The organism is Pseudoxanthomonas japonensis (assembly GCF_010093445.1).
GTDB classification, from domain to species: Bacteria; Pseudomonadota; Gammaproteobacteria; order Xanthomonadales; family Xanthomonadaceae; genus Pseudoxanthomonas_A; species Pseudoxanthomonas_A japonensis.
On the sequence record NZ_PDWW01000016.1, the window covers coordinates 20,400 to 41,343 of the forward strand.

Consider the following 20,944-nt stretch of genomic DNA (forward strand, 5'->3'; position numbering starts at 1 on the left):
CGGAATTCTACCGCGCGTCGGGAAGCGGCACCGCACCGGCCGAAGCGCGAGCGCGTGCGGATCGCCGCAGACCCGCAAGGCGGCGGACGGCTTCGCACACCAGCAGGGGGACGATCCAGCTGCACCAGAGCAGCGTCGCGATCAGGGCCGGCGATGGCGCGAGTCCGCCGGCGATGGCAAGGGGCAGCGACAGGCGGAAGATGATCGGTGCCAGCGTCACCGCGTAGTTGCGGACCATCCAGCGACGGTGCCGCTCCACCGCGCCGCGCAGGATGGCGGCCAGTCCGGTGAGCGCCGTGGTGAGCCAGGCCAGCGCGGTGGCAGCGAACGCGGCGCGGATGGCGAACGGGGCGGGCGAGGTGGCGATCAGTCCGATGGCGCCCGTCGCGGCGACCAGCATGCCCACCAGATAGATGCGGCCGGTCAGGCGATGCAGGCGTGGCTGGCGCAGGCGCCACTGGGTCAGGAACTGCACCGGTCCGAGCAGGACGGTGGTGAGGCCGCCGGCAAGATGCAGCCACAGCCAGCCCCGTCGCGTCATGAACATGCCGTACGCGGCCGAATCGAGATGCCGGTACTTGCCGTAGGCGGCAAGCAGGAACTCGACACTGGCGATCGCGAGCAGCAGCCACAGGCCGGCCCAGGCCAGGCGCAGGGCAAGACGGGAAGGTGGTGAGGCGTCGGTACGCGGAGCGATCCCTGTCATCGGCCTGCCTGCGCGGGTGGGTGCGCGCAGGGTAGCGCACGCCGGTGCCACGCGGTCTTCCAGGGCGATAATGGCCCATGTCCGTCGCCCGTCCCTCGCTCGCTTCCGCCGTCCTGCTGATGCTGGCGGCCGTACTGATGTTCGCCCTGATGGATGCCGGCCTGAAGCTGCTGTCGGCGCACTACCCGCCGCTGCAGGTGGCGGCCCTGCGCGGCCTGTCGTCGCTGCCGCTGGTGACGGTGTGGGTGCTGGCAACGGTGCCCGCGCGTTCGCTGTTGCGCGTGCATTGGCCGCTGCACCTGCTGCGTGGCGCGCTGGGCGTGGCGATGATGGCCGGCTTCGTCTACGGGCTGCGCACGATGCCGCTCTCCACCGCGTATGCGATCACGTTCGTCGCGCCGCTGCTGGTCACCGCGATGGCGGGACCCTTGCTGAAGGAGAAGGTCGGCGCCGCGCGGTGGACCGCGATCGGTATCGGACTGGTCGGCGTGCTGGTGATCCTGCGGCCGACTGGTGAGGGCATGCTGACCGGTGGCGGTCTGGCGATCCTGGTCGCGGCGATCTGCTATGCGTTGGGCGCGATTACCGTACGCATGCTGGCGCAGCGCGACAGCACGCAGGCGATGGTGTTCTGGTTCGTCGTGCTGCTGTCGCTGGGCGCGTGGTTGCTGGCACTGCCGGCGTGGAAGCCGCTGCAGTCGCAGCATCTGTGGATCATCGCCGGCGTCGGCGTGTCCGGTTCGCTGGCGCAGGTGGCGCTGACCGAAGCCTTCCGCCGTGGCGAGGCGTCGCTGATCGCGCCGCTGGAGTACACCGCGCTGCTGTGGGGCGTGCTGCTGGACGTGGCGTTGTGGTCGGTACTGCCGGACGGCGTCACCTGGATCGGAGCGGGCATCATCGTGGCGAGCGGGCTCTACCTGTTGAGGCGCGAAAAGGTCCACGTGGAAGCCGAGCATCCTTGACGCGCATTGCGGCATGATGCGGGCATGCCGATCGTCCTCGTCCTGCTGTTCGTCTTCCTGTTGCTCGCCCTGTGGGTGGTGCTGCTGCCGCTCTCGCTTTGGCAGCGCTACCGCTACGGCCGCGCACGCCGCATGGCGCGACGCTGGCTGCTGACGCTCAATGCCTGGAGCCTGCTGGTGTCGGTCGCCATCTTCGTCGCGGTCAGCGCCTTCGGCCTGTTCTGGTGGCCGGACAGCCTGGTCGGCGCGGGCGTCGGGTTGCTGGCGGGCAGCGTGCTCGGTCTGCTCGGCGTCTGGCTGACGCGCTGGGAGGTGGCGCCGCAGGGCGTTTTCTACCAGCCCAACGCCTGGCTGGCGCTGCTGCTGGTCGCCATTGTCGCCGGCCGCATCGTGCTGGGCATGGTGCAGATGGTGCAGTACTGGCGCTCGGATGCCGCACCGGCGACGCACGCGTTGCTGAGCGGGCACGGCAGCCTGCTGGCGGTGGCGGGTCTGTTGCTGGGCTACTACCTGGTCTATGCGTGGTGCGTGAAGTGGCGCGTCGCCCGCCTGGAGCGGTTGCGCGGGCACTAGCTCGTCGCATGGTCGGTGTCGCGTCCGGCGCATTCCTGCGCAGCGGAGCGAGCTCCGCTCTACAAAGAGGCGGCGGGCCAGGAGGCCCGCCGCCGTATCGACGCGTTGGAGCGATGGATCAGAAGCGCGCGCCGATACCCACACCCACGACCCACGGGTCGATCGTCAGTTCTTCACCGGTGCCCTGGCCGCCGACGCGCACACCGGCGTCGCCCTTCATGTAGCGCGCATCGGCGCGGGCGAACCAGGTCTGGTTGATGTTGAAGTCCATGCCGGCGGTGGCCATGGCGCCCTTGGCGGTCTCCAGGCCCACGTGCGCACCGTCACCGCCGATGCTCTCGTTGCTGAAGTTGGACTCGTAGTAGCCCAGGCCCACGAACGGACGCATCACCTTGTCGGGCGCGCCGAAGTGGTACTGCCCGCTCAGCGCGATCGGTTGCTGGTCGACCGTGCCGATCTTGCCCGGGCCGTCGGCCTTCACGCGATGGTTGAACTTGTCGGCCGCACCCCACAGCTCCACGGCGATGTTGGGCGTGGCATACCAGCTGGCGCTGATGACCGGCGCCACATCCCCGTCGATCTTCAGGCCGGGTGCCGGATCGCGATCCGGCTTGAGGATGGCGGCGCCGCCGACCACGGCAAAGCGCTTGTCGTACGCGGAAGAGCCGGCGTCGCTGGACGCATCCTGTGCGAAGGCCGCGGGGGCGGCGGCAAGCGCGGCAAGGGCAATCGTGAGGGTTCGAATGGATTTCATGCAGGAATCTCCTGTGTTGTTTTCTTATGGTCCCGTCCCGTGATGCGTTGTGATGCGACATCGCCGTCAGGGCGAGCGCACCGTAACCACCCACGCATGAACGCCTCCCACGTCGCGACGTGAACGAAAAGGGAATCCGCGTCACCTTCGCGCCTGATCCGTCCGTATTTCACTGTGCTTGCATGTTGCTGACCGCATCGCTCTTCATCCTTCGCCGCGCACGTTTCGTTCGGCCCGCGACTCGCAGGACAGCGCGCGCCTGTCGACGGGCGGGTGCCGCCATGACGTTGCCCGCCGTGTTGCGCTACTGTGGCGGCCCGAGGGGAGGGCGCCATGGCCACCAGTACCGCCAAGACGGTCGACGAGTACCTGCAATCGCTGCCAGACGCGCGCCGCGCCGTGGTGTCGGCAGTACGCGAACTGGTCAACCGGCACCTGCCCGGCGGCTATGTCGAAACGATGAGCTGGGGGATGATCTGCTGGGAGATCCCGCTGTCGCGCTATCCGACCACCTACAACAAGCAGCCGCTGTCGTACGTCGCGCTGGCCGCGCAGAAGCAGTACTACGCGCTCTACCTGACCACGTGCCATGACAACTCCGCGCAGGACGTCGTGCTGCGCAATGCCTATGCCGATGCCGGCAAGCGGCTGGACATGGGCAAGAGCTGCCTGCGCTTCAAGGCGCTGGAGGACCTGCTGCCCGACGTGATCGGTGCGGTGATCGCTTCCACGCCGGTGGACGCGTACATCGCACACTACGAAGCCAGCCGCGCACGGAAGTGACCCGCATGCCTCCCGCCAAACGCAAGCTGCGCAGCAGGCGCGCCGTGACGGAACTGCCATCGCCCGGTGGCCACCTGACGATGGCGGACCTGGCGAAAGTGGCCGGCGTCTCCGCGATCACCGTCTCGCGCGCGCTGCGCGACAGTCCGCTGGTCAATGCGGAAACGCGCGAACGTGTGCGCCAGGTCGCGCAGCAGTACGGCTACGCGTTCAACGTCAGTGCCCGCAACCTCAAGCTCCGGCGCAGCATGACGGTGGCGGTGGTGGTGGAAATGAAGCCGACCGTCGAACGGCAGATGTCCGGGCCGTATCCGCTCGACCTGCTGGGCGGCATCACCCAGGAGCTCACGTCGACCGGCTACAGCGTGCTGCTGACGTCGCTGCAGGGCGGTGCATTGCCGAACGTGCAGGCGGCGGACGGCGTGATCCTGCTTGGCCAGGGCGCGCACGAGGACGCCATGCATGAAGTGCAGCGCTGGGGGCGGCCGATGGTCGTCTGGGGCGCGGTGAGCCGGCACGAATCGCAGATCGTGGTGGGCAGCGACAACCGGCGCGGCGGCGCGCTCGCCGCGGAGCGTTTCATCGCGCTCGGCCGGCGGCGCCCCGCCTTCCTCGGCGATCCGGCGCACGGTGAGTTCGCGGAACGGCTGGAAGGTTTCGCGGGTGCGCTGGCGCGGCACGACATCATGCCGCTGACGCCGACCGTCGGCAGTTTCACCGTCGGTGCCGGCGCGGAAGCCGTGCATGCGCTGCTGGACGCGAATCCGCAGGTCGACGCCCTGTTCGCCGCCAGCGACCTGCTGGCCATCGGCGCGATCCGCGCGCTGATAGAGCGCGGCCGCCGCGTGCCGGAGGACGTCTCGGTGATCGGCTACGACGACACCCCGCTGGGGGCCACCTATGTGCCGCCGCTCACGTCGGTGCACCAGAACTTCATCGATGCCGGCGTGCTGCTGGCGCGCAAGGTCCGCGCCCTGATCGAGGGCGAAGCGGCCACCTCCGAGACCCTGCCGACCCACCTGGTGGTCCGCGCCACCTGAGCGCAGGACGCTGCTGCATTGCAGCGTCCATCCGGTGGACATCCGCACCGGCAACGCGTGCCGCGATTCCACGTAACCATTTGATTCCGAAAATGATATCGGCGCATGGCACGCGCACGCAGAGGCTGCTCGACTCACTGTAGCGGTTGCCTGATATCGATAACTTGACATCGATAACAATGACTCCTAGCGTCGCCCCGCCATGGCGCCTGCCGTGGTGACCAGTGCAACGGGAGTCGGGATGTCGGTGGAACAGCAACGGGCGGCGGTGATGCGGACGGGCGAGGCCAACGGAGGCCGCACCGATCCGTGGCGACTCACCCAGCACGGCTTCGACGCCACCCGCGCCGCCCGCGACGAAACCCTGTTCGCGCTGGCCAACGGAACCCTGGGCGTCCGTGGGGCACTGGAAGAAGGCGACAGCACCAGCGACGGTACCTTCCTGTCGAGCGTGTTCGAACAGAACCCGATCCATTACCACGAGCGGTTCCCCGGCTTCACCCGCAGCACCGATACGCGCGTGCCGGTGGCCGAGGGCAAGCACATCCGCCTGCGCCTGGGCGACCAGCCGCTGCGGCTGGCGGAGGCCGACTGGCTCGATTTCGAACGCACCCTGGACCTCGCGGCCGGCGCGCTGGACCGTCGCCTGCGCCTGAAGACAGCGGAGGGGCATACGCTCGAGATCACCGCGCGCCGCGTGGTGCCGCTCGCCGAGCGCGCGCTGCTGGCGATCCGCTTCGAAGTGGCCTCCATCGACTACGAGGGCCCGCTGACGCTGGTCTCGTCCATCGAGACGGGACGCCAGGCGATCGAGCAGGGCGACGACCCCCGCATCGGCGTGCACGGCGGCAAGGACCTGCTGGTGTCGGACGAACACGCCGATGCCGACGGGGCCCAGCTCACCCAGCGCACGCACCACAGCGGCGTGGCACTGGTCTGCGCGCAGCGGCATCGCCTCTCGCCCGGTCTCATCTTCGAAGGCGCGGGGACCGGAACCGGCCGCGTCGAGCAGCGTTTCGTCGCCACGCTGACGCCGGGCGCGTCGGTGGTGATCGAGAAGTTCGTCGCTTACGACGATGGCAATGGCACCGCGGCCGACGGCGTCGATGCCGTGCTGGTGCGCGCGCTTGCGGCGGGTTTCGATGCCGTCGCCGTGGCACAGGCCGGCGCGATGCAGGCCTTCTGGCAGCACGCCGGTTTGTCGGTGGACGGCGATCCCGCCGCCGAGCTCGCGCTGCGCTTCAACCTGTTCCATCTGCTGCAGTCGGCCGGTCGCGACGGCATCACCGGCACGGCGGCCAAAGGCATCACCGGTGAGGGCTACGAGGGCCATTGCTTCTGGGATACCGAAGCCTTCGTGCTGCCGGTGATGGCGTTCACTGCGCCGGACGTGGCGCGCGCGATGCTGATGTACCGCTACCGCACGCTGAACGGCGCACGCGACACCGCGCGTGCGATGAACCATCCGCGTGGCGCGCTGTATCCATGGCGCACCATCGCCGGCCGCGAATGTTCCGCGCACTACCCCAGCGGTTCGGCGGCGTACCACATCAACGCCGCCATCGCGTACGGGATCGGGCTTTATCTCGACGCCAGCGATGATCTCGACTTCCTCAGCGAGGCTGGCGCCGAGATTCTTTTCGAGACCGCGCGCATCTGGCCGCAGGCCGGGCACTTCAATCCGCGGCGGGGCGGTGCGTTCTGCATCCATGAAGTGACCGGACCGGACGAGTACACCACGCTGGTCAACAACAACTGGTACACCAACCGCATGGCGCAGCGGCACCTGCAGCGTGCCGTGGAAGCCTGGTCGCGGTTGTCCGCCGAACGGCCGCAGGCGCTGGACGCGCTCGCGTCGCGCATCGGCCTGGACGCCGACGAAGTGGCCCTGTGGCAGCGCGCGGCCGACGCCATGTACCTGCCCGTTGACGACGCGCTGGGCATCCATCCGCAGGACGATGACTTCCTGGGCAAGCCGCGCTGGCCGTTTCCGAAGCGCGAAGGCGCGCACCGTCCGCTGCTGCTCGACTACCACCCGCTCACGCTGTACCGCCACCAGGTCTGCAAGCAGGCCGACGTGGTGATGGCGCTGGTGCTGGCGGGCGACGGCATCGACGCCGGCAGCAAGCGCCGCGACTTCGACTATTACGAGGCGGTCACCACCCACGATTCCACGCTGTCGGCGCCGGTGTTCGGCATCCTCGCCAGTGAGGTCGGGCAGGACGAGAAGGCGTGGCGCTATTTCGACGCCAGCCTGCGCGTGGACCTGGACGACCTGCACGGCAATACCGACCACGGCGTGCACATGGCCGCGATGGCCGGCAGCTGGCTTGGCCTGGTGCAGGGCTTCGGCGGCCTGCGCGTGGCGGCGGGCCGGCTGCAGTTCGCGCCCACGCTGCCGGCGGCGTGGAAGGGATACAGCTTCAACCTGCGCTGGCGCGGCTGTGCGCTGCGGGTGGACGTGGACGCGCGCGGCGTGCGCTACCGGCTGGACGAGGGCGACGCGCTCGCGTTCCGCCATGCCGGCAGCGAGGTGGTGCTGGCGCGGGGGCGCGAAGCCCTGTTGCCGCTGGCCGTGCCGGCGCCGCCGAAGGCCGTGTTCCCGCGCCCCTGCGATGCGCTGGTCTTCGACCTGGATGGCGTGCTGACCGACACCGCGCACACGCATTACCGTGCGTGGAAGCGGCTCGCCGACGGGATCGGCGTGCCGTTCGACCTGCAGGTCAACGAACGGCTGAAAGGCGTGGACCGGATGGCGTCGCTGGAGATCATCCTCGAGCGCGCGTCGCGCGCGTATTCCTCCGAGGAGAAGCGTGCGCTGGCCGACACCAAGAACGGTTACTACGTGCAGGAGATCGCCAACGTCGGGCCGCAGGACCTGTTCGATGGCGTGCGCGAGGTGCTGGACGCCGCACGCGCGGCCGGACTGAAGCTCGGTCTGGCCTCGGCCAGCCGCAATGCACCAGCGCTGCTGGACAAGCTGGGCATCGCCGACCGGTTCGATTACATCGCCGACGCGGGCCGCATCGTGCGTGCGAAACCCGATCCGGCCATCTTCCTGGATGTCGCGGCCGCGCTCGGTGTACCCGCGCACCGCTGCATCGGCGTGGAAGACGCCGCCGCCGGCATCGAGGCCATCCACGCCGCCGGCATGGCGGCGGTAGGCATCGGCGATGCGCGCGCGTTGCGCCATGCCGATGCCGTGATACCCCGCATCGCCGACTTCGATCTGAGGACGTTCGTTTCGCCTTGACCGTACGTGGCCACAGAAGCCGCGGCGGCAGCCTGTCACTACAACAACAAACGCACTACGTGGAGGGAGAGACCATGAAACACACCAAGCATCCGATGCGCTACGCCCTGTCGGCCGCCATCGCGCTGGCGCTCGCGCCGACGCTGGCCGCCGCCCAGGACGCCGCTCCCGCGGCCGCAAAGGACGACGCGACCACGCTGGACGCCGTCGTCGTCAGCGGTACCGCCAAATTCAAGGGCCTGCGCAAGCGCGACGCCAGCTTCTCGATCAGCACGGCCACGCCCGAGCAGATCCAGGAAACCGCGCCCACCAGCACCGCCGACCTGCTGAAGATCGTGCCGGGCGTGTGGGCGGAGGCCAGCGGCGGCGGTACCGGCGCCAACGTCTTCGTGCGCGGCATGCCCTCCGAAGGCGATGCGCCGTTCTTCACGCTGCAGCTCGATGGCTCGCCGATCTTCCCGCCGCCGACGCTGTCGTTCCTCGAGAACACCACGCTGTTCCGCATCGACGACACCATCGCCCGCGTCGAAGGCCTGCGTGGCGGTCCCAGCCCGATCTACTCGAACGGCCAGCCGGGCGTCACCGTCAACTTCATCCAGAAGAAGGGCGAAGACACGCCGGAAGGCCTGGTGCGCATGACGCTGGGCACCGACAGCCTGCGGCGGGTCGATTTCTACAGCGGTGGTCCGCTCAGCGCCGACAGCGGCTGGTACTACAGCGTGGGCGGCTTCTACCGCGAGACCGATGGCGTGCGCCAGACCGGGTTCCCGGTGGAGAAGGGCGGCCAGCTGAGTGCGACACTGACCAAACGCTGGGCCGAAGGCGAGTTCAACCTCTATGCGCGCCACACCGACGACCAGAACACCTTCTACACCGCGGTGCCGCTGGTCTCGCGCAACGACGGCAAGGACATTTCCAGCTTCCCCGGCCTGGACGCCACCACCGGCACGCTGGTCGGCGACGACTTCCGCCGGGTGACGCTGCCCACCGGCGTGGGCAACCAGACGATGACGCGCGACCTGGCCGACGGCCGTGGCGTGGACATCGACGTGTTCGGCGGGTCGCTGGACTGGTACGTCGGCAACTGGACGATCAGCGACAAGTTCAACTACCTCAAGGGCGACGCGCCGACCACCGCGCTGTTCACCGGCGCCAACCCGCAGACGCTGTCGTCGTACATCACCGACACCTACGGCGCAGGCGTGACCGGCACCGGCACGTTCGTCAATGGCGGCGGCGTGGTCGACCCGAACCAGCAGGTGCTGACCGCGGGCCTCTGGGTGGTGGAGAAGGAGATCAGCTCGTTCACCAACGACCTGCGCTTCAGCGTCGACCTGACCGACCGCAATTCGCTGACCTTCGGCGTGTACTACGCGGACTACTCCTCCAAGGACCGCTGGTGGCTGGGCAACAACATGCTGCTGACGGCGCAGGACAACGCACGCCGGGTGAACCTGGCGCTGTCCAACGGCCAGGTCGCCACGCGCGACGGTTTCGTCGGCACCGCGTTCTACAACATCCGCGGCGACTACGACGGGCAGAACACCGCCTTCTTCATCGCCGACGAGTGGACCGTCAACGACCGCATCCGCCTGGATGCCGGCGTGCGCTACGAGCGACAGGAAGTGAACGGCACCGTCTGGGATCCGGTCACGGTCGATCTGGACGGCGATCAGAACACCCTGTACGACAACACCACTTCGGTTTCCACCACGCCGCGCAGCATCGACCAGAACGACAGCGACGTGTCGTGGACGGCGGGCCTGAACTACACGCTCAACGACAGCGTCAGCCTGTTCGGCCGGGTCAACTCGGGCTTCACCTTCCCGCAGTTCGACAACCTGCGCGATGGCGCCAACAACAAGACCGAGATCGACCAGTACGAGCTGGGCCTGAAGGCGGGCGGCGCGACGTACGAGATGTACCTGACCGCGTTCTTCAACGATTTCACCGGCCTGCGTTACCAGGCCTTCGACAACAACGGCAACAACGTCGTGATCATCGGTGACTCGAAGGCGCGCGGCCTGGAGTTCGAAGGCGCGTGGCGTCCGGCGGGCGGGTTCGAGCTGGCGTGGAACGCGACCTGGCTGCGGGCGAAGTACGGCGACTTCGCCGACTACGACGGCAACCAGGTGGTACGGCAGCCGAAGTTCCGCGCACGGCTGACGCCCAGCTACTACTGGTCGATGCCGTGGGGCGACCTGAAGGCGTTCGCCACCTACACGCACGTGGGCGACCGTTACTCCGATCCCGCCAACGGCCAGGTGCTGCCGAAGTACGACACCTGGGACATCGGTGCCAGCGCGCATGTGGGCGATCACTGGGAGTTCACTTTCTCCGGGCGCAACGTCACCGACGAGATCGCGCTGACCGAGGGCAACGCGCGCGTGCTGGGCAATGCGACTAGTGGGGGCGTGTTCATGGGGCGCCCGCTGGAAGGCACGTCGTACCAGGCCTCCGTCGCCTACCGCTGGTAAGGCACTGCGGCCCACGCCTGCGTGGGCCGTCGTCCGCCGTCGCGCCGTCTCTCCCGGCGCGGTGGCGGATACTCTTTCGATAAGGAGGGAGGCACCGCAGGACGGTGCCGCCCTCTCCCGCGATCCGACCGGAACCGTCCATGACGCGCACCCGCATGATCCTGGCGATGATCCTGACCTACATGATCTTCGCCATGCTGTTGAATTCCGTGGGCACGGTGATCCTGCAGTCCATCCAGGGCTTCGGCATCGGCAAGACCGACGCCAGCCTGCTGGAGGCGTTCAAGGACCTGCCGATCGCGATCACCTCGTTCCTGATCGCCTCGTTCCTGCCGCGGCTCGGCTACCGGCGCGCGATGATGCTCGGCCTGCTGCTGGTCGCCGCCGCCTGCGCGGCGATGCCGTTGCTGCAGGCGTTCTGGGCGACCAAGCTGCTGTTCGCCACGGTCGGCGTGGCGTTCGCGCTGGTGAAGGTGTCGGTCTACTCCAGCATCGGCCTGCTGACCGAGGACGCGAAGGCGCATGCCGCGCTGACCAGTACGGTGGAAGGCTGGTTCATGGTCGGCATCCTCGGCAGCGCCTGGCTGTTCGCGGCCTTCATCAATGCCGAGGCGCCGGGCGATCCGGTGTGGCTGGATGTCTACTGGGTGCTGGCCGCGATGTGCATCGCCGTGGTAGTGCTGCTGGCGACCTGCACGCTGGACGAGCGCGCGGCGCAGGACGGCCATGCCGCGGGTGAGTCCTTCATCGACATGTTCCGCCTGCTGGCGCTGCCGCTGGTGGTGGTGTTCCTGGTGTCGGCGTTCCTCTACGTGCTGATGGAACAGGCCATCAATACCTGGCTGCCGACGTTCAACCGCGAGATCCTGCACCTGCCCACCACGCTCAGCGTGCAGGCGGCCAGCATCTTCGCCGGCTCGCTGGCGCTGGGCAGGCTGGGCGGGGGCGTGCTGCTGCGGCGCATTCCGTGGTTCTGGCTGTTGTCGGCGTGCGTGGTGGCGATGGCGGTGCTGGTGCTGCTGGCGCTGCCGCTGGCGGCCAACGTGCAGGCGCGCGACGGCATGACCTGGTGGAACGCGCCGGCGGCGGCGTACGTGTTCCCGATGATCGGCCTGCTGATGGCGCCGATCTATCCGGCGATCAACTCGGTGGTGCTCAGCGCGCTGCCGAAGGCGCGGCATGCGGCGATGACCGGGCTGATCGTGGTGTTCTCCGCGCTGGGTGGCACCACGGGTTCGTACGTGACGGGGCAGCTGTTCGCGCACTTCGACGGCGCGCGCGCGTTCTACCTGCTGCTGGCGCCGATGGCGATGCTGCTGGTGTCCATGGCGCTGCTGCACCGCGCGGTATCCAGACGGCAGGCTCTCCCACACCCTGCGTGACGCCGCCGCGTTGACGTCGCGGGGAGGGCGGTCTGGCGTATCGTGCGACCTCCCGATCTGGACGAGAGAACGCATGAACGCGACCGGCGTGGCCCTGGCCCTCTTCATCGGCATGCTGTTGCCGTTGCAGGCGTTGATCAATGCGTCGCTGGGCAAGCAGACCTTCGGTCCGGTGTTCGCCTCGCTGGCATCGTTCATGGTCGGCACGCTGGTGCTGCTGGCCTGGTGGCTGCTGACGCGACCGGTGTTCGTGCCCGCGGCGCTCGCGAAAGTGCCGTGGTGGGCATGGGCCGGCGGTGTGATCGGTGCGGTGTTCGTCGCGTCGGCGACCCTACTGGTGCCGCGGTTGGGCGCCGCGTCGCTGATCTGCCTGGTGGTGGCAGGACAGCTGGTCGGTTCGGTCGTGCTGGACCATTTCGGCGTGTTGCATGCGCGACAGCCGGTAGATGCACTGCGCGTGGTCGGCCTGCTGATGGTCGTGGCGGGCGCACTGCTGGTGGTGAAGCCTTGGCAGCCTGCGGGCGGCTGAGCGTGGACGATCTGCTGACCGGGCTGCCGCCGGTGGTCGCGCCCGATTGTCGCGTGCTGGTGCTGGGGTCGATGCCGGGTGCGGCGTCGCTGCAGGCAGCGCGCTACTACGCCCATCCGCGCAACCGCTTCTGGCCGGTGATGGTCGCACTGGCCGATGTGCCGGCCCATGCGCCTTACGAGGCGCGGCTGGCCGCGCTGCAGCGTGCCGGCATCGGACTGTGGGACGTCATCGGCGAATGCCGGCGCGCGGGAAGCCTGGACAGCGCGATCGTGCGCGGCAGCGAGCGGCCCAATCCGGTGGCGGCGCTCGTCCGCGGACTCGACGGCCTGCGCGGCATCGCCCTCAATGGCGGCACGGCGGCGTCGCTGTTCCGGCGGCACGTCCAGCCTCAGCTGGACGACACATTGCGGGAGCGCGTGCGGATCGTCGCGCTGCCCTCGACCAGCCCGGCCCATGCCGCGATGGACCTGGCGCGGCTGCGCGACGCCTGGGCGGTGCTACGGCCGCTGTTGCCCGCCTCAGCCGTGAACGGGTCGCGCCGCAGGGCGCAGACGTAGCCAGAGGGTCTGCGCCGCCAGCACGATCGCCAAGCCCGCAGCGACCACCGCCGCAGTTCCGCTGCCAGCGACCGTCCAGTTCGCCTGCTTCACGTAGACCGCGGCCAGCGCCCACAGCGCCGCCGCCGCGAACGGCAGGTTGCCGCGCATCCGCTGGTTGGCGAGCAACAGCAGGACGGCCGCACCAGCGAACAGGGCCAGCGTCCACCGCAACATCGTTTCCGTCGACAACAGCCGGTAAGCCACGATGACCTGCGCGGTATTGAGGAAGGCCGCGAGCGAGAGCCAGCCGGCGTGCAGCGACAACGGCGCCCAAGCCCAAACGGTGAGGCCCGGCGTGTCGGCGCGTGCTGCCGACAGGATGATCGCGCACGCGAGCAGGCAGGCCAGCGCCGCCCAGATGATCAGCAGGGCCAGCAAGAACAGTTCCATCGAGAACACCGGCATCCACACCGCCGTCAGGGCGAAGCCAGCTGCGGCCAGGGGACGGATGCGATCGAGCGAAGCGGCCCGGACGTTCTTCGCGAACGCCTGCCAGATACCGAACGCGACGTCCCACAGGAAGATCAGTCCCCAGATGGCGAATGCGTATCCGGCGGCGACGATCAGCGTGGGATAGCGATCCGACAGGGCGCCATTGGTGGGCCCGAACACGCCCTGTTGGGACAGCCAGGACACGGCAGGCATGGCGAGCGACAACAACAGGACGAGCCAGCGCATGGGAATCTCCGTGGAGGAATGGGCCGCGATGCTAGGTGCGGGCCCGTGAACACCGGATCCAGATACGTGCGGATGCGTTCGCCGGATGAACAATGCGGGTGCGTATTGCCAGAAGGCACATTGCGCGGCCGTCCGACCAAAGCGATACCACTGCATGCCATGCAGGGTGCAATGTCCCGGAGAGGACAGCAATTAACACCAATGAACGGTTGGCGCATCGCGCCACTGCGGACACAATAGGGGTTCCCCTCTTCACGCCCGCACCGGAGTAACGCCATGTCCGACATCAAGGAAGCCAAAGTCCCCGATATCGGTGACTACGACGGCGTACCGGTGATCGAGATCCTCGTCGCGGTCGGCGACACGGTGAAGAAGGACCAGGGCCTGGTCACGCTGGAGTCCGACAAGGCGACGATGGAAGTGCCGTCGCCGTTCGCCGGCGTGGTGAAGGAGATCAAGGTCAAGCTGGGCGACGAGATCGCTGAAGGCGCTGTCGTCGCGCTGATCGAGAGCAGCGAAGGTGCCGCCGAGGCGAAGCCCGCCGCCGCACCCGCGCCGACCGCCGCCGCCGAGACCGGCGCCAAGGTCGAGCCGGTCGCCGTGGCGCCTACGCCGGACAAGCTGGCGCAACGCGAGATCGCGCAGGAGCGCGCCGCACCGGCCGTGGCGCCCGCCGCCTCGCGCGTGCTGGACGACAAGCCTGGCATCGATCCGGAAGCCTCGCCGCCGCGCACCCCGCCGGTGGAATTCAACGCCGATCGCGTGCTGCCCGAGAAGGTCGCCTACGCCAGTCCCGCCGTGCGCCTGTTCGCCCGCGAGCTGGGCGTCGACCTGAACCAAGTCACCGGCAGCGAGCGTGGCGGCCGCATCAGCAAGGAGGACGTGCAGAAGTACGTCAAGGGCGTGCTCGCCGGTGGCGTGGCCGCGCCTGCCGCCGCAGGTGCGCCGGCCGCGGCCGGTGGCGGCCTCAACCTGCTGCCGTGGCCGAAGGTGGACTTCAGCAAGTTCGGCGAGACCGAAGTCGTCCAGCTGTCGCGCATCAAGAAGATTTCCGGCGCCAACCTAGCGCGCAACTGGGCGATGATCCCGCACGTCACCCAGCACGACCACGCCGACATCACCGACCTGGAAGCGCTGCGCGTGGCGCTGAACAAGGAGAACGAGAAGGCCGGCATCAAGCTGACCATGCTCGCCTTCCTGATGAAGGCCAGCGTCTCGGCGCTGAAGAAGTTCCCCGACTTCAATGCCTCGCTCGACGCCAGCGGCGAGAACCTCACGCTGAAGAAGTATTTCCACGTCGGCTTCGCCGCGGACACGCCGAATGGCCTGGTCGTGCCGGTGATCCGCGACGTCGACAAGAAGGGCGTCAACGAGATCGCGCAGGAAAGCGGCGAGCTGGCCAAGAAGGCGCGCGAAGGCAAGCTCGGCCCGGCCGAGATGTCGGGCGGTTGCTTCTCGATCTCCTCGCTGGGCGGCATCGGCGGCGTGGCGTTCACGCCCATCGTCAATGCGCCGGAAGTCGCCATCCTCGGCGTGTCCAAGTCGTCGATCCAGCCGGTGTGGGACGGCAAGCAGTTCCAGCCGCGCCTGATGCTGCCGCTGTCGCTGAGCTACGACCACCGCGTGATCGACGGCGCCGCCGCCGCGCGCTTCACCGCCTATCTCGCCCAGCTGCTCGGCGACATGCGCCGCGTGCTGCTGTAAGGAGACCGAGACCATGGCGAACACGATTGAAGTCAAAGTCCCCGACATCGGCGATTACAGCGATGTGCCGGTCATCGAGATCCTCGTCGCCGTCGGCGACACGGTGAAGAAGGACCAGGGCCTGGTCACGCTGGAATCGGACAAGGCCACGCTGGAAGTGCCCTCGTCGGCCGCCGGCGTGGTGAAGGAACTCAAGGTCAAGCTGGGTGATGCGCTGTCGGAAGGCAGCGTGGTCGCTGTGCTGGAAGTGGAGGGCGCTGCGGCGTCCGCCCCCGCACCGGCGGCGCCTGCGGCACCCGCCGCACCACCGCCGGCACCGACCGCCGCGCCTGCACCCGTGGCCGCTGCGCCGGCCGCAGCACCCGCGGCCTCCGGCGGTGGCCTGATCGAGGCCAAGGTGCCCGATATCGGCGATTACGACGGCGTGCCGGTCATCGAGATCCTGGTCGCCGTCGGCGACACGGTGAAGAAGGACCAGGGCCTGGTCACGCTGGAATCGGACAAGGCGACGATGGAAGTGCCGTCGCCCGCCGCCGGCGTGGTGAAGGAGATCAAGGTCAAGCTCGGCGACTCGCTCGCCGAAGGCAGCCTGGTCGCGATCCTGGAAGGCGAGGGTGCCGCTGCGGCGCCCGCCAAGGCCGCCCCGGTGGCGCCGTCCCCGGCCGCGCCCGCCGCACCGGCGACCTCCGCGCCGAAGCCGGCGCTGGGCACCGGCAAGGCCGCCGACATCGAATGCCGCATCGCCGTGATCGGTTCCGGTCCGGGTGGTTACACGGCCGCGTTCCGCGCCGCCGACCTCGGCCTCGACACGGTGCTGATCGAGCGCTACGAAACCCTGGGCGGCGTCTGCCTCAACGTGGGCTGCATCCCGTCGAAGGCGCTGCTGCATGCGGCTGCGCTGATCGAGGAAGCCTCGCACTCCGACGACATCGGCATCAGCTTCGGCAAGCCGAAGATCGACCTCGACAAGCTGCGCGGCTTCAAGCAGGACAAGGTGGTCGGCCAGTTCACCAAGGGCCTGGCCGGCATGGCCAAGCAGCGCAAGGTGCGCACGGTGACCGGCGTCGCGAAGTTCGTTTCGCCGAATGAGCTGGAGATCGCCGGCAGCGACGGCAAGACGCAGCTGCTGCGCTTCGAGCAGTGCATCATCGCCGCCGGTTCGCAAGCGGTGAAGCTGCCGAACTTCCCGTGGGACGACCCGCGCGTGATGGATTCCACCGACGCGCTGCAGCTGGCCGAGGTGCCGAAGAAGCTGCTCGTCGTCGGCGGCGGCATCATCGGCCTGGAAATGGCGACCGTGTACCGCGCGCTGGGCGCGGAGGTCACGGTGGTCGAGTTCATGGACCAGCTGATGCCGGGCGCCGACAAGGACCTGGTGAAGCCGCTCGCCGACCGCCTGAAGAAGCAGGGCGTGGCCGTGCACCTGAAGACCAAGGCCGCCAAGGTCGAGGCGTCGAAGAAGGGCATCACCGTCGGCTTCGAGAGCGCGACCGAAGGGCAGACGCCGGAACTCGAATCCGGCACGTTCGATCGCGTGCTGGTGGCCGTGGGTCGTTCCCCCAACGGCGGCAAGCTGGATGCCGGCAAGGCCGGCGTCAACGTCACCGACCGCGGCTTCATCCCGGTCGATGCGCAGATGCGCACCAACGTGCCGCACATCTTCGCCATCGGCGACCTGGTCGGCCAGCCGATGCTGGCGCACAAGGCGACGCACGAAGGCAAGCTGGCCGCCGAAGTGGCGGCCGGCGAGAAGAAGGAGTGGGTGGCGCGGGTGATTCCGTCGGTGGCCTACACCGATCCCGAGATCGCCTGGGTCGGCGTGACCGAAACCGAAGCCAAGGCCAAGGGCCTGAAGATCGGCGTGGGCAAGTTCCCGTGGGTCGCCTCCGCACGCGCGGTCGGCATCGGCCGTGGCGAGGGCTCGACCAAGCTGATCTTCGACGAACACACCCATCGCATCATCGGTGCCGGCATCGTCGGCGTGCACGCCGGCGACCTGATCAGCGAGCTGGCGCTGGCGATCGAGATGGGCGCGGAAGCGGCCGACATCGGGGCGACCATCCATCCGCACCCGACGCTCAGCGAGTCGGTGGCGATGGCGGCCGAGGTCTACGAAGGCACCATCACCGACCTGTACATCCCGAAAAAGAAGTAAGCGCCGGCGGGACGGTGGAGACGGAAAGGCCGCGCGTGAGCGCGGCCTTTTCTTTGGATCGGGCGATGCCTCAGGCAGGCAGCGGTGTCGCCTTCGCGGCCCTGCGCGCCTCGATCTGCTTCCACACCTTCTCATGGAAGTGGAAGACCACCGTGTTGCTGGCCGGTTCGATCAGCGCGAGCGCGCCGCCCACCAGCAGGCTGCCGGTGAACAGGTAGCCCAGGGTGAAGGCCACCGCGAAGTGAAGGATGGCGAAGCTGAGGGTCTTGTTCACGGCGGGGCTCCAGATGAGAACAGGTCTCAAGTATGGGCGCCCCGTCCGTGCCGTCCAATGAAACGTTCCGCTTGTATCGATAATCAAAACCTATCGATCAACTGCATCAGAACCGGAACGTCACGCCCGCCATCGGGCCATGGACCTTGAACTGGCCCGTCAGCTTGCCCGTCACGTCAACGTTGCCAACGCCGGACTCGGCGGGCGCCTCGAACGAACCCCGGTAGTCGTCGCTGAGCTTCAGGCGGAACCAGTCATAGCCCACGTGAATGCCCAGGCGTTCGGTGACCAGATACTCGACGATCAGGCCGCCGCGCTCGAAATGGCCGCGCTCGTCGACGAAGTCGCCCCAACGGGTATCCAGATACTGGGCCTGCGCCTCCACGCGCAGGCGCTCGGTCGGCGCCCAGCTGACCCGCGTGTGCAGGTTGGGTGACGTGCCGTCCTTCTTCCAGCGGAACGACTCCCACTGCGGATCGATCTCGCCGGTACCGGTGCTGGTGCCCGTGCCACGGGCTTCCAGTACGGCGTGCGTGACGCCGGCGCCCAGGCCCCACTGGAACCGCGGCGTGTCGACGACCGCGAATTCGTAGTTGAGGCTGGCCAGTTCGAAGCTGAGGCGCCCGTCGATGTCCACGGCCGGGATTTCCACCGGCTCGCCGGGGATCTCGACCTCGTCGAAGACGTTGCCCGGATCGATCCAGTCGCCGTCGAAGTTCCACGACTGGTTGCGCCGGTAGTCGTAGTAGTTCAGGCGCAGCGACTGGCGCGGGGTCATGTTGAAGGCGAACTCGCCGCGTGGCCGCCAGCGGCCGTCCGAGTCGATGCCGCCGGACGCGGCCAGGTCTTCCGTCTGCTCACCATCGGTGGCTACGCCGGTACCGGCGAGCCGGATGTTGGCTTCCGGATTGAAGGCCGACAGGCGGATTTCGAAGCGGGCGTCGTCGCTGAAATCCTGCGCGGCAGCGCCGGTGGCGAGCAGTGCCAACGGCAGGCAGGCAAGCAGGGATGCGAGGGTGGGGATGTGGCGGGGGCAGGGCCGGTTCATGGGCGCTCCATGCGTCGAGGGGGAGCACTACCTTCATCGCGGACCGGTCGTCGTCAGGTGAATGGGATGAACGACCCGGCGAATCGTCGTCTTCGAACCCTGCAAAAAAGTGAAGCCCCGGGGGCAGCCGGGGCTTCGTGGAAGGCCTGTGGCGGAGCATCGGACGAGGAAGTTGAGCAGCAGGCCTTGCAAGGACTGACAGGGAGTTTCCGGCAAAGTTCCGGAAAACGTCCGGGAAAATTCTGAACAGGGGAAACGGTTACACGCAGGCGCCGCAAGGGCTCCGGCCTGATCGTGCCCGCGGACCGGCTTTCGACCTTTGGCGGTTGTCCCGGAAATTGTCCCGCTGCTATAATTTTGCGGCTCGGCGAGGCGCATCACTGCCTCTTACCCGCCAATTCCGTAGGGCTTTCGTGTGCTGAATTCCGTCGCTGCGGGTCGGCGGCTGGTGTTGCGCGCCGCTGTCTGGCAGACGGGGGCGGTACTGCTGGTCGCGCTGCTGTTCCTGCCCTGGGGCCTGCCCCGGGCGGTTGCGGCGGTCGTCGGAGGGTTGGCGATCGTGGTCGGCGCGCTGCTGGCGGCCTGGATGGCCTTCGGCGGTGGTGTGCTCGGGGCCGTCTCGGCGGTGCTGAGGCTGGTCGCGGGCATGGTGGTGAAGTGGGTCGTGGTGATCGGTGTGCTGGTCGTTGGCGCGGGGCTGTACAAGCTGCCTCCGCTGCCTCTCCTGGCGGGCGTGATCACCGGACTGGTGGCACAGGTGCTGGTCGCGACCGGCAAGCAGCGATAACCCAACTAGAAAGGTTTCCGACTCATGGCGGGCGAGGCTCTTACTCCCACCAGCTACATCCAGCACCACCTGAAGAACCTCACGGCCCAGGTGGGCGGTGACGGTCCGTTCTGGACGATCAACGTCGATACCTTCGTGACCGCCGTGCTGATGGGCCTGGTCATCGTGTTCGCCTTCTGGATGGCCACGCGCAAGGCGACCGCCGGCGTGCCGGGCAAGTGGCAGGCCTTCGTCGAGATCATGCTCGAGTTCGTCGACAAGCAGGCCCGCGACACCTACCACGGGACCAGCAAGCTGGTGACGCCCATCGCGATCACCATCTTCTTCTGGATCCTGATGATGAACCTGCTGAAGATGATCCCGGCAGACTTCATCGCCAAGCCGCTCGAACTGATGGGCGTGCACTACTGGAAGCCGGTCCCCACCGCCGACGTCAACGCGACGCTTGGCATGTCGATCAGCGTGTTCTTCCTGATGCTGGTGTTCGCGTTCCGTTCCAAGGGCCTGGGCGGTTTCGCCAAGGAATTCCTGACGGCGCCGTTCGGCAAGTGGATGATGCCGTTCAACCTGATCCTCAACATCGTCGAATGGGTCAGCAAGCCCATTTCGCTGGCGATGCGACTGTTCGGCAACATGTTCGGCGGCGAGATCGTCTTCCTGCTGATCTGGGTGCTGGGCGGCGCGGGCATCGTGGGCATGCTCGGCGGCGCCGCGTTCGGCCTCGGCTGGATGCTGTTCCACCTGCTGGTCATCCCGCTGCAGGCCTTCATCTTCATGATGCTGTCGATCGTCTACCTCAGTTTGTCGGAAGACAGCCACTAACGTTTCCGCTTCACCGTTTCGCTTCGTACCATCCACCTTTCAAGCACTTAAGTTCCGGAGATCACCATGGAAAGCATCCTCACCAACCTCGCCCAGGTCCAGGCTTCGACCGCCCTCGCCATCGGCATCATGATCGGCCTGGCCGCGCTGGGCGCGGGTCTGGGTCTGGCCATCATGGCCGGCAAGTTCCTGGAATCGGCTGCCCGCCAGCCGGAACTGATCCCGGTCCTGCAGGTGCGTATGTTCATCACCGCCGGCCTGATCGACGCCGCGTTCATCATCTCGGTCGCCGTCGGCCTGCTGTTCGCCTTCGCCAGCCCGTTCATCACGATCTTCACCGAACAGCTGGCCAAGCTGGCGGGCTGATCCGTCGCGTGCACGCCTGACCCCGGGCCTCGGCCCGCGGTCAGTCACC

General features: G+C 67.9%; 19 protein-coding genes and 1 pseudogene. 15 read left to right on the forward strand and 5 right to left on the reverse strand.

What is annotated here, in order from left to right; all coding sequences use genetic code 11:
• Positions 1 to 7: 7 nt before the first annotated feature.
• Positions 8 to 706, reverse strand: coding sequence for a DUF2306 domain-containing protein (locus tag CSC78_RS11815; RefSeq protein ID WP_162338055.1), 699 nt, complete (start codon positions 704 to 706; stop codon positions 8 to 10).
• A gap of 77 nt (positions 707 to 783) precedes the next feature.
• Here CSC78_RS11815 and CSC78_RS11820 point away from each other — a divergent pair, with 77 nt between their 5' ends.
• Positions 784 to 1,668 carry a DMT family transporter gene (locus tag CSC78_RS11820; protein WP_162338056.1) on the forward strand — a complete coding sequence of 295 codons (885 nt, stop codon included), beginning with the start codon at positions 784 to 786 and terminating at the stop codon, positions 1,666 to 1,668.
• 24 nt (positions 1,669 to 1,692) lie between these two features.
• Positions 1,693 to 2,241, forward strand: a complete 549-nt coding sequence (locus CSC78_RS11825; RefSeq protein WP_162338057.1) for a DUF4175 domain-containing protein — start codon at positions 1,693 to 1,695, stop codon at positions 2,239 to 2,241.
• Positions 2,242 to 2,359: 118 nt separating this feature from the next.
• Here CSC78_RS11825 and CSC78_RS11830 read toward each other — a convergent pair whose 3' ends face one another.
• Complete coding sequence (locus CSC78_RS11830; protein ID WP_162338058.1) at positions 2,360 to 2,995, reverse strand: OmpW/AlkL family protein; 636 nt, start codon at positions 2,993 to 2,995, stop codon at positions 2,360 to 2,362.
• A gap of 333 nt (positions 2,996 to 3,328) precedes the next feature.
• Between CSC78_RS11830 and CSC78_RS11835 the strand changes: the two genes are divergently transcribed.
• The 8 genes and pseudogenes from CSC78_RS11835 (at position 3,329) to CSC78_RS11865 (ending at position 13,019) form a co-directional block, all read left to right on the forward strand.
• The gene (locus tag CSC78_RS11835) at positions 3,329 to 3,778 is read left to right on the forward strand and encodes a DUF1801 domain-containing protein (RefSeq protein WP_162338059.1); all 450 of its coding nucleotides are present in this window, start codon (positions 3,329 to 3,331) and stop codon (positions 3,776 to 3,778) included.
• A 5-nt stretch (positions 3,779 to 3,783) separates the two neighbouring features.
• A complete protein-coding gene (locus CSC78_RS11840) occupies positions 3,784 to 4,818 on the forward strand; it encodes a LacI family DNA-binding transcriptional regulator (RefSeq protein ID WP_338015136.1) in 1,035 nt (344 codons plus the stop codon).
• Between the two features lie 331 nt (positions 4,819 to 5,149).
• Positions 5,150 to 7,135: pseudogene (locus CSC78_RS19295) on the forward strand (glycoside hydrolase family 65 protein); the annotation flags it as partial.
• The gene (gene pgmB / locus CSC78_RS19300) at positions 7,133 to 8,071 is read left to right on the forward strand and encodes a beta-phosphoglucomutase (RefSeq protein ID WP_379609018.1); all 939 of its coding nucleotides are present in this window, start codon (positions 7,133 to 7,135) and stop codon (positions 8,069 to 8,071) included. The pseudogene CSC78_RS19295 and the gene pgmB, both read left to right, overlap by 3 nt.
• 74 nt (positions 8,072 to 8,145) lie before the next feature.
• Entirely contained in the window at positions 8,146 to 10,548 is a 2,403-nt protein-coding gene (locus CSC78_RS11850) for a TonB-dependent receptor (RefSeq protein WP_162338060.1), read from the forward strand.
• A 140-nt stretch (positions 10,549 to 10,688) separates the two neighbouring features.
• On the forward strand, positions 10,689 to 11,930 hold the full coding sequence (locus CSC78_RS11855; protein WP_238391256.1) for an MFS transporter: 1,242 nt from the start codon (positions 10,689 to 10,691) through the stop codon (positions 11,928 to 11,930).
• A 73-nt stretch (positions 11,931 to 12,003) separates the two neighbouring features.
• Positions 12,004 to 12,459, forward strand: a complete 456-nt coding sequence (locus tag CSC78_RS11860) for a DMT family transporter (protein WP_162338061.1) — start codon at positions 12,004 to 12,006, stop codon at positions 12,457 to 12,459.
• Positions 12,456 to 13,019, forward strand: coding sequence for a DNA-deoxyinosine glycosylase (locus CSC78_RS11865; protein ID WP_162338114.1), 564 nt, complete (start codon positions 12,456 to 12,458; stop codon positions 13,017 to 13,019). Before CSC78_RS11860 ends, CSC78_RS11865 begins: the two co-directional genes overlap by 4 nt.
• Here the strand turns inward: CSC78_RS11865 and CSC78_RS11870 are convergent.
• Positions 12,981 to 13,739 (reverse strand): hypothetical protein, encoded by a 759-nt coding sequence (locus CSC78_RS11870; protein ID WP_162338062.1) that lies wholly within the window; start codon positions 13,737 to 13,739, stop codon positions 12,981 to 12,983. The genes CSC78_RS11865 and CSC78_RS11870 overlap by 39 nt on opposite strands.
• Positions 13,740 to 14,015: 276 nt before the next feature.
• Between CSC78_RS11870 and CSC78_RS11875 the strand changes: the two genes are divergently transcribed.
• Positions 14,016 to 15,443, forward strand: a complete 1,428-nt coding sequence (locus tag CSC78_RS11875) for a dihydrolipoyllysine-residue acetyltransferase (RefSeq protein ID WP_162338063.1) — start codon at positions 14,016 to 14,018, stop codon at positions 15,441 to 15,443.
• A 13-nt stretch (positions 15,444 to 15,456) separates the two neighbouring features.
• Positions 15,457 to 17,598, forward strand: coding sequence for a dihydrolipoyl dehydrogenase (lpdA, locus tag CSC78_RS11880; protein WP_162338064.1), 2,142 nt, complete (start codon positions 15,457 to 15,459; stop codon positions 17,596 to 17,598).
• Between the two features lie 70 nt (positions 17,599 to 17,668).
• Here the strand turns inward: lpdA and CSC78_RS11885 are convergent, their stop codons facing one another.
• Together CSC78_RS11885 and CSC78_RS11890 are read right to left on the reverse strand one after the other, a co-directional pair.
• Positions 17,669 to 17,872 (reverse strand): DUF2061 domain-containing protein, encoded by a 204-nt coding sequence (locus CSC78_RS11885; RefSeq protein WP_162338065.1) that lies wholly within the window; start codon positions 17,870 to 17,872, stop codon positions 17,669 to 17,671.
• A 106-nt stretch (positions 17,873 to 17,978) separates the two neighbouring features.
• Positions 17,979 to 18,920: a hypothetical protein gene (locus CSC78_RS11890; protein WP_162338066.1), complete on the reverse strand. Its 942-nt coding sequence runs from the start codon at positions 18,918 to 18,920 to the stop codon at positions 17,979 to 17,981.
• A gap of 415 nt (positions 18,921 to 19,335) precedes the next feature.
• Between CSC78_RS11890 and CSC78_RS11895 the strand changes: the two genes are divergently transcribed.
• From CSC78_RS11895 to atpE, 3 genes are all read left to right on the forward strand, one after another.
• Positions 19,336 to 19,707 (forward strand): hypothetical protein, encoded by a 372-nt coding sequence (locus tag CSC78_RS11895; protein WP_162338067.1) that lies wholly within the window; start codon positions 19,336 to 19,338, stop codon positions 19,705 to 19,707.
• Positions 19,708 to 19,731: 24 nt separating this feature from the next.
• Positions 19,732 to 20,529: a F0F1 ATP synthase subunit A gene (atpB, locus tag CSC78_RS11900; RefSeq protein ID WP_162338068.1), complete on the forward strand. Its 798-nt coding sequence runs from the start codon at positions 19,732 to 19,734 to the stop codon at positions 20,527 to 20,529.
• A 66-nt stretch (positions 20,530 to 20,595) separates the two neighbouring features.
• Positions 20,596 to 20,895, forward strand: a complete 300-nt coding sequence (gene atpE / locus CSC78_RS11905; protein ID WP_055939490.1) for a F0F1 ATP synthase subunit C — start codon at positions 20,596 to 20,598, stop codon at positions 20,893 to 20,895.
• The last annotated feature ends 49 nt before the right edge of the window (positions 20,896 to 20,944 follow it).